Consider the following 8,986-nt stretch of genomic DNA (forward strand, 5'->3'; position numbering starts at 1 on the left):
AGGTTAACACCGCAGGGGACAAGGAAGGGTAACTGCGTGTGAGCTGCGCATTGCTGCGGTCAGCGGCCATGGTGTATTGGGTGAGATCGTTAGTGCCAATACTGACAAAATCCAGCCTTGGTAGCATAGCGCTTAGGTTGAGCACCGCCGCTGGGGTTTCGACCATAATCCCATAACTGAGCCTGCCATAGCTTTTTTGCTCGGCGGCTAATGCTTGCTGGCACGTTTCAATCAGTTGGAAGATTTGATCAAGATCTTCGACTTGATTCACCATCGGGAACATCAAGCGGATCGGCCCATGTTTGGCCGCTCGCAAAATGGCTCGCAGCTGGGTGGTCAACAGCGCTGGATGAGCCAAGGCGTAGCGGATCCCCCGCACTCCGAGGGCGGGATTGGGTTCTCTTTCTTGCTGCAGGCAGGGCACATCTTTGTCGGCGCCTATGTCTAAGGTTCTTATGGTAAATATTTTCCCTGCCAGCAGCTGCAGCGCATCACAATAGAGGCGATATTGGGTCTGTTCATCGGGTAAGGTACTGACCTGCATCAGCATAAATTCGGTGCGAAATAGGCCAATGCCATCGGCGCCGATATCATTGATGCTCGCCATATCATTAAGATTGCCGACATTGGCTAATAAGCTGACCCGGTGACCATCACGGGTTTGGCTGCATTGTCCTTTATAGGCAAGCAGTGCTTGGCGCCGAGCACACTCTTGTTGCAAGCGTTGCTCGAGCTGTGCTTGCTTTGCCGAGGTAGGCTTGATGATCAGCTCGCCTGCGATAGCATCGAGGGCCAGAGGTGTGCCGTTGGCAATGGCGGCGCTCTCAAAGTCACAATGTAAAAGTGCAGGGATCCCCGCAGCCTTTGCCAGAATAGCCGTATGACTGGTTAAGCCACCACTTTTAAGCACTATGCCTGTAATAAATGCTTTGGGGAGTAGGGCAAATTCGGCGGGGGTTAGATCCTCTGCTAATAGCAAGGTCGGGCGACACAGTTGCTCTACACCTTGCGGTAATGTGCCATTTATTGCGCCGATAAGGCGCTGCCCAAGGCAATGCACATCCTCTGCGCGATGGGCTAAATAGGGGTCATCAAGGGCGAGTAAGGCGTTGGCATGTTCAGTAAAAATCCGCTCCACGGCGACAGCGGCGCAGAGCTGTAATTGGTTGATGGCGTCTACGATCTGCGCAATCAATTCCTCATCTTGCAGTAATAAGAGATCGGCTTCAATCAGTTGATAATTGTCGCTCGTGTCGGCTAAAGAGGCCTGACTGCATATGAGCTGCGCTTGTAATTGCTGCAATGCTGTGGCCAATTGGCGCTGCTCTTGGTCAAGCTGCGTCTTGGGGATGGGACGATAGTCAAGGTGACGGGGTGGATGATTAAGGTGCAATGCCTCGCCAAAGGCGATGCCTGCTGACACTATGATCCCTGTTATTGCCATATCATTTCCCATTTGGCCATTGGCCGACATCACAACGGTAGTTTTTGCAGTAGATTAGCGGCTTTTATCGGATTGGTCTATTAGGCTCACTCTTTAGCGATGGTCGCCACATTTAGAGTGGGTTCCCACATTCACGACTGCAGCGCTTAAATGCGGCCTAAGCATACCCTCCACATGGGGTTATCCATGGTATTAGGTAGAAAGGCCTTCTTCCTTACCGAGTCGAGCATCGACAGTCAAAAAGCTCAATCTGGGGGCATTTGCCACAATCTTTTGAACAACAAGAAGTTGCCCAAGCCATCCTTTAAGTTAGCCCAATGTTCGTTCAATTGAGCGAATGCTGTTGTAATTCATTGTATTTATAGCGCTCTTTAAAAGTCAGCTCGTTAATCAATTCCGATTAATTCATATAAATGGGCGGATTTACGATTATAAGCTTGGTCGGTTTATTCGTGTGGAGCCATTAAATCAGAGTCCGTTCTCAACCCTGAGTATAAGATACGTTTGTTATTTGATTGGAATAATGACACATCACTCCTTGTGTCACGAGCGCGAGCATTGCCAGAATGCACCTCATCTCACTTCGAAACGTCAATATGCCTTTTTATATGTCGCTATTTTTTCTAGCACAATCCACTATTTTTTATGCTTATTTTAAGTTGCAACCAAATCGCAACCAATGCGTAACACGCATTTCCTATAGTATCGCCTGTTTTCGAGGCTAGAAGCTTAGAAAAGCCTTTACGGGTTAAATTCAATATCAATCACGATACTTTTTAGGGGACACTATGTTTAAACACAAAACACTGTTGGCGTTAGCCATCAGCAGCGTCTGCGGGGTTGTTCACGGTGCGGATAATTTGATTATTTCTGAATATGTGGAAGGCAGCGGCAATAATAAAGCCATCGAATTGTATAACCCAACATCAAGCAGTATTGATTTAAGCCAGTACCAATTGCGTTTCTATTTTAATGGCAGCACTAATGTGGGCAGCGCTATCAGCCTCAATGGCACCTTGGCCGCTGGTGCGACTTATGTTGTTGCGGATAACGATGCCTCAGCAGATATTTTAGCGGTCACCAATCAACAAAGTAACGCCAGTTTTTTCAACGGCGATGATGCTATTGTCCTAATTCATCAAGACCAAGTGATTGATAGTTTGGGCCAAGTGGGTGTTGACCCGGGTAGCGAGTGGGGTAGCGGTGATTTATCGACACAGGACAACACGCTACGCCGTAATCCTGAACAATTAATTGCCGATCCTATTATTGATGATGCAGTCACCTTTAATACTTGGTTAGGTTTTGCTAAAGATGCTATCGCCGATCTCGGTAAGTTCAGCGCTGGTACGCCAACCGATCCTGTTGACCCTCCACCGAGCTCACTCGTTTGTGGTGAAGCATCGACCGCGATTCATACCTTGCAAGGTTCGACCAATGTCAGTCCGCTAAACGGACAAACCTTAGTGGTTGAGGCCATAGTGGTGAGTAACCAAGAAGTTGGCTTGAAGGGTATTTTCGTACAAATGGCTGACAGCGAAGCCGATAACGATCCGCAAACCTCGGAAGGGGTGTTTGTTTACACTGGCAATACACCCACGGGGTACGTGGCGGGCGATCGTATACGTTTAAAAGCCAAAGTGACTGAATACCAGGGCTTAACTGAGCTGACAACGGTAGCCGAGCATAAACTTTGCATCGCAGGGCAAACTTTACCGAGCGCTGCAGTGGTGACTTTACCCCTGAACTCGAGTGATGGTTTTGAGCCTTTCGAAGGCATGCGCGTACGCTTTAGCCAAGATTTAGTGGTAAACGAAGTCTACAACCTCGGTCGATATGGCGAAATTTTATTGGGCAGCCGCCGTCATTTTATTGGGACACAAGTTGCCGCGCCTGGGGTCGACGCCTTAGCTGTCAGTGCAGCCAATCAGAAAGACAGTATTTTACTTGATGATGGCTTAACGGCGCAGAATCCTGATCCGGTGATTTTCCCCGCGCCAGGTTTAAGCGCTTCGAACACGGTACGTGTCGGAGATAAAGCCACAGCACTCACTGGTGTGATGCACTATGGCTTTAATTTTTATCGCATCATGCCGACTGAGCCAGTTAATTTTGTGGCGGAAAATCCTCGTCCACAATCGCCAGTACTAGCTGAAGGCGGTAATCTCAAAGTCGCCAGCTTTAACGTACTGAACTACTTTAATGGCGATGGCCAAGGCAGCGGATTTCCAACGGCACGCGGCGCGAATACCGTGAGCGAGTTTGAGCGTCAAAAAGCGAAAATTATCAGTGCCATGGTCGGTATTGGTGCCGATGTTTTTGGTCTGATGGAAATCGAAAACGATGGTTTTGGCGCAAACTCAGCGATTGCCGATCTCGTCGCGGGCCTCAATGCTGCCGTGGGTGAAAATCGCTACGCTTATGTTATTCCAAAGGTCAATGGTAATAACATAAATGCAATTGGCTCGGATGCCATTACCGTCGGTTTAATCTACCGTAGCGACAAAGTTAACCCGCAGGGCGATGCGCGCATATTAACTAGCGCCAATTCTCCGGTAGATGAAACTGGCCAACCGTTGTTCGATGACAGCAAAAACCGCCCAATGTTGACGCAAGCCTTCGTGCTCAATGGCAGTAACGAGAATGTGGTCGTTGCGGTTAATCATTTGAAATCGAAGGGCAGTGAGTGTGCAGGTGACCCCGATGTTAACGACGGTCAAGGCAATTGCAATATTACTCGTACCCGAGCTGCAACGGCAGCAGCGCAGTGGATTAGCGAACAATATCCCGAACAAGGTGTATTGCTGATAGGCGACTTAAACGCGTATGCCAAGGAAGATCCACTGACCGCGCTGGCGAATGCCGGTTTTAGCGAGTTATTCGCCAAACTTGAAAAAACTCATGCTTACTCCTACGTGTTTTCTGGCGAGTCTGGACAGTTAGACCATGCTTTAGCGAATGCTGCGCTAGTGGATAAAGTAGTGGATGTGACCGAGTGGCATATCAATACCGATGAGCCACGGGTATTAGATTACAACGAGGAGTTTAAGACGCCTGCGCAGGTGCAAGACTTGTATGCCAGTGATGCTTATCGCTCATCGGATCATGATCCTGTGGTGATTTCACTCTTGCTCGAAGCCGAAAAAGTCGCCCCAGAAGCCAGCTTCATTAAAGTGGTGAATGGTGCAGCCGTGCAATTCACCTCAACTTCAATCGACAGTGACGGTCAAATTGTCTCTAGCCAGTGGGACTTTGGCGATAACACTCAAGCCATGGGAGAAGCCGCATCTCACACCTATGCGCAAAGTGGTGATTATGTGGTGACGTTAACCGTAACCGACGATGACGGCTTAAGCCATAGCAGCTCGCAAATAGTGACTGTAGTGGTTGAAAACGTGAAAAAACCACCCGTTGCCCAAATTCAACGTATTAATCTGTGGTTAGTCGATATGTTCATTTCGACCAGCTATGATACCGATGGTGTGATCAAGCAACATAAATGGAAGTTCGATAATGGTACTCACGCTAATGGTCCTGTAGTACTACGTCTGGCGCGCGGCGGTGAGCATATTGTTGAGTTAACCGTTAAAGACAACGATAAATTAACGGATTCCACGACACTGACATACCGTTAAGTGTTAGCACTTTCTTTATGATATCAAAAGCCTGCATCACAGGCTTTTTGACTTTCATTCATGATATGATGATTTGACATCCTCCCACCATTAAATCAGGCAAGCTGATTATAGTGGGGGATTCTTACCGCTAGACGGCCATGCCCGGCCGCGAGAATATCCTAGCACATTAACATCTCTGTCATGCGTAGCGCCACAATCACTACAAGACCATTCTCTTATTCGCAAACCGGCAAAGATGGTAATGAGTAGGCAGATCCGTAAGCAATACGCTGAATACCGAAAAGCTTTTTATTGGAAACCTTGAAGGCCTACATACAAAACCAAAAAGCGTACCTAGCTTCGCTATGTACGCTATCCATCTCCCCCCAAATTTACTCGCTTTGGCTCGTGACTTCTCGCCGCCTTATCAGGCGATACTTCTTGTTTCGTTAGCCACTGCTCGAAGTTTCGCGTCTTACGCAAGTCTCTACAAGCTGATACGACCGTGCAGCAGCGTTGGTAGCTTTTAACTGCTGCGCCATAACCGTTCCCTTGCGGCAATCTGCTACTAGGCTATGTGGGGTCTGCTTGAACAGTCAGTTGACAATCGGTTATTGCTTTCTGCTCTTGGTTTTCGTTAAAGACCACTCAGCAGCATAAACTATTTAAATTGCTAATCCTAATAGTTGCAGATGACTCATTGTTGGTTAAAAACTCACCTGATTAATGTAATCAACACGGGTTATTTGCCCGTGCTTTTCTGCTCAATTACTCGATTTTTTAAATTGACAATCCATAAAGTCAGTGCCGCCGCTTAGTCAACGGCTTGTGATATTCCGGCCAATTGGTGATGCGATGCTTGGATTTGCGCATCTGATAGCGGTTCCTGTGCGGTATTCACAGGAGCTGATCGCACCTTAGGTGGAAGGTTCATTCATTGAGACAACAATGCTGGCTTTAGCGTAGCAGGACTGAACCAGAAATAGGTCGGTGACATCATGCATTTGATGACCAGCTAAGGCGTGAAAAGTTCTATTCCAATCATCAACAACAGTGGCGCCATAAACAGGCTGAGCATGGATTGGACGGTTTGCAGAAGTCTGCGTCCGGCTCGGCGACCAAGAAAACCGCTGAACAGAAGCCAATAGCATCATCGAATTTGCGATTGACTCCATTTAACGCTGGATTATGTTTCACGAATGTTATAAATATGTTTCCGGAATGATACATTTGTAAGTGTTTGTCTCCCAAAAATCAGAGGTCATTAAATACTCTGAGTGGAGATAGCTCGAAAACAACTATAACAAGCCATGGGGATGAGAAATTATGACGATATATAGTAAAAGAACATTTGGGTTGAGCTCGCTAAGTTTAGCCGTTTCTCTTGCCTTAACAGGCTCGATGGCAAGTACTGGGGTGTTTGCAGAAGAAACTGAAGCAGCCAAAGCGGAAAGTATTGAAAAAATTGCAGTAATTGGTACGCGTGCCGCACCACGTTCAATTGGTGATTCACCCGTACCGGTTGATATTATCAGTAGTGATGACTTAAAGAAAAATGGCTCAACCGACATGATCGATATGTTGGTGACTTCCATCCCATCATTCAATTCCCGTGCTCAGCCTATCAGTGATGCAGCAACCTTGGTTCGTCCCGTTAACCTGCGAGGTTTACCTTCAGACAGTACCTTAGTACTCGTTAATGGTAAGCGTCGTCATCGTGCCGCTGTTATTGCTTTCCAAGGTGGCGGTATTAACGATGGTGCACAAGGGCCTGATATTTCAGTGATCCCTAATGCTGCACTCAAACAAGTTGAAGTGTTGCGTGATGGTGCTGCAGCACAATATGGCTCAGATGCTATCGCCGGTGTGATGAACTTTGTATTAAAAGATGACGCTGACGGCGGCTCACTCACTGTGAGTCAAGGTGAATATTACGAGGGTGACGGCGCCACAACGACGATTGATGGTAACCTTGGACTGGCGGTCACAGACCATGGTTTTATTAACATGAGTTTACAATACAAGAATGCCGATGCGACCAGCCGCAGCGTGCAGCGCCCTGATGCAAAGGCATTAATCGATGTCGGTAATAGCTTCGTCAAGGATCCTGCTCAAGTGTGGGGTAACCCAGAAATCAATGATGATTACAGTATCTTTGTCAACTCGGGTTTTGATATTTCCGAGAAGGCACGTTTATATGCATTTGGTAACTATGCATCACGGGATGCTGTCGGCGGGTTCTATTACCGCAACCCTCATAACCGTGGTAACGTTTATTCGGTCGATGGCGGGAAAACATTATTAGTCGGCGATGTGGGTTTAGCCAATGGTGGACCGGCGACATGTGCAACAGTGCCCGTACCCGTTGATGGAAACGTATTAGATACAGATGCATACAAGGCTATGGTGGCCGATCCAAACTGTTTCTCGATGAATCAAATTTTCCCCGGTGGTTATACCCCAAGTTTTACCGGTACGATTGAAGACATGTCATTCTTTGGCGGAGTTAAGGGGGATATTGGGGTTTGGAATTATGATCTCAGTGCCGGAACGGGTGGCAATAAAGCCAGTTTTGGCCTTAAAAATTCACTCAACCCGTCTATGGGATTAGATACGCCTACTGATTTCGATACTGGGGCCTATGATCAAAAAGAAAGCACGATAAACCTAGATCTCTCTCGAATGATGACCTTAGGCGGTATTGAAGACATCAGTTTTGCTAGTGGTTTCGAGTGGCGTAATGAGTCATTTGAAATCATCCAAGGGGATGAAGCCTCTTGGATTGCAGGTCCTTATGCATCGCAAGGGTTTAGCATTGGTTCTCACGGTTTCAAAGGCTTTGGTCCAGAATCGGCCGGTAAAAACTCTCGGCATAACATCGGGATCTATACTGACTTAGAGGCTTATTTAACAAGTCATTGGTTATTGGGCGCTGCGTTACGCTATGAAGATTTCTCTACCTTTGGTGACACGTTAAATTATAAGTTATCCACGCAATACGCTGCGACTGAAGAGCTTTCGTTCCGCGCCTCACATAGTACGGGGTTCCGCGCTCCAACGGTTGGGCAAGAGAACGTCGTCAACACACAAACATCCATTGTTAATGGTAATTTAATCCAAACCTTTATCGCGCCCCCAACGGATCCGTTATCGGCATTTTATGGCGGTGAAGTACTCAAGCCTGAAGAGTCAGTGAGTTATGCGCTAGGTGCGGTGTACGAGTATGAAAACTTCTTCTTAACCCTTGATTACTACAATATTGAAGTCGAAGGGCGTATTGCTCAATCGAGTAAGATTGAGGTAGAAGCTGCAGATTATGATGCACTGCGTGCCGCGGGTGTTGAGTTCCCAGAGTTAATTCAAGGAGTGACTTACTACACCAATGATTTTGATACTACTACCCAAGGTATCGACATCGTTGGCTCCTATGATACAGAATTACTGTCTGGTAATACCAAATTTAGCCTAGCTTATGGCTGGACTGATACCAGTGTTGATAAGTTTGACCCCGAAACAACAGACGCGGGTAAAGTACGCCGTTTAGAAGATGGCATCCCAGCGCATCGTGCCACACTCACTTGGGCTCAATCTTGGGATCAACTGTCGATGTCGTTACGGGGTAATTACTTTGGTGAATACTATGCGACGCACGCGGATGACACCTCAGAGTGGGGATCTGAAATGGCGGATGCCGCAATCACGGTCGATTTAGACGTCAGTTATGCATTGTTTGATGGCTTAACTGTCTCTGTCGGGGCAAATAACTTATTTGACCAAGAAGCACAAAAACTGAAAAATGGCACCCTAGGTGAACTCGGCGCTATTTATTATGAAAGCGGACCATTTGACTACAATGGTGGCTTTTATTACGGCCGTGTAAATTACCGTTTTTAAGCGGAAGAGGCGAGTGCGAATGCCTCGATTG

Annotated in this window: 3 protein-coding genes; 2 read left to right on the forward strand and 1 reads right to left on the reverse strand. The window is 47.2% G+C overall.

The annotated features are described in order from the left end of the window. On the reverse strand, positions 1–1,444 hold a 1,444-nt coding region (gene ptsP / locus ACRCZA_RS04345), incomplete at its 3' end, for a phosphoenolpyruvate--protein phosphotransferase (RefSeq protein ID WP_438673248.1). Positions 1,445–2,232: 788 nt separating this feature from the next. On the opposite strand from ptsP, the gene ACRCZA_RS04350 reads away from it, so the two are divergent. Continuing rightward, positions 2,233–5,079 carry an ExeM/NucH family extracellular endonuclease gene (locus tag ACRCZA_RS04350; RefSeq protein ID WP_438673249.1) on the forward strand — a complete coding sequence of 949 codons (2,847 nt, stop codon included), beginning with the start codon at positions 2,233–2,235 and terminating at the stop codon, positions 5,077–5,079. A gap of 1,308 nt (positions 5,080–6,387) precedes the next feature. Further along, positions 6,388–8,955, forward strand: coding sequence for a TonB-dependent receptor plug domain-containing protein (locus tag ACRCZA_RS04355; protein ID WP_438673250.1), 2,568 nt, complete (start codon positions 6,388–6,390; stop codon positions 8,953–8,955). Positions 8,956–8,986: the final 31 nt, after the last annotated feature.

The sequence above is a fragment of the Shewanella sp. genome (genome assembly GCF_051658185.1).
In the GTDB taxonomy this organism is placed as follows: domain Bacteria; phylum Pseudomonadota; class Gammaproteobacteria; order Enterobacterales; family Shewanellaceae; genus Shewanella.

What these genes read in the sequence shown, in the direction of transcription:
- ACRCZA_RS04355 (WP_438673250.1), top strand. Translation starts at nt 6,388, where the DNA reads ATGACGATATATAGTAAAAGAACATTTGGGTTGAGCTCGCTAAGTTTA.
- ACRCZA_RS04350 (WP_438673249.1), top strand. Translation starts at nt 2,233, where the DNA reads ATGTTTAAACACAAAACACTGTTGGCGTTAGCCATCAGCAGCGTCTGC.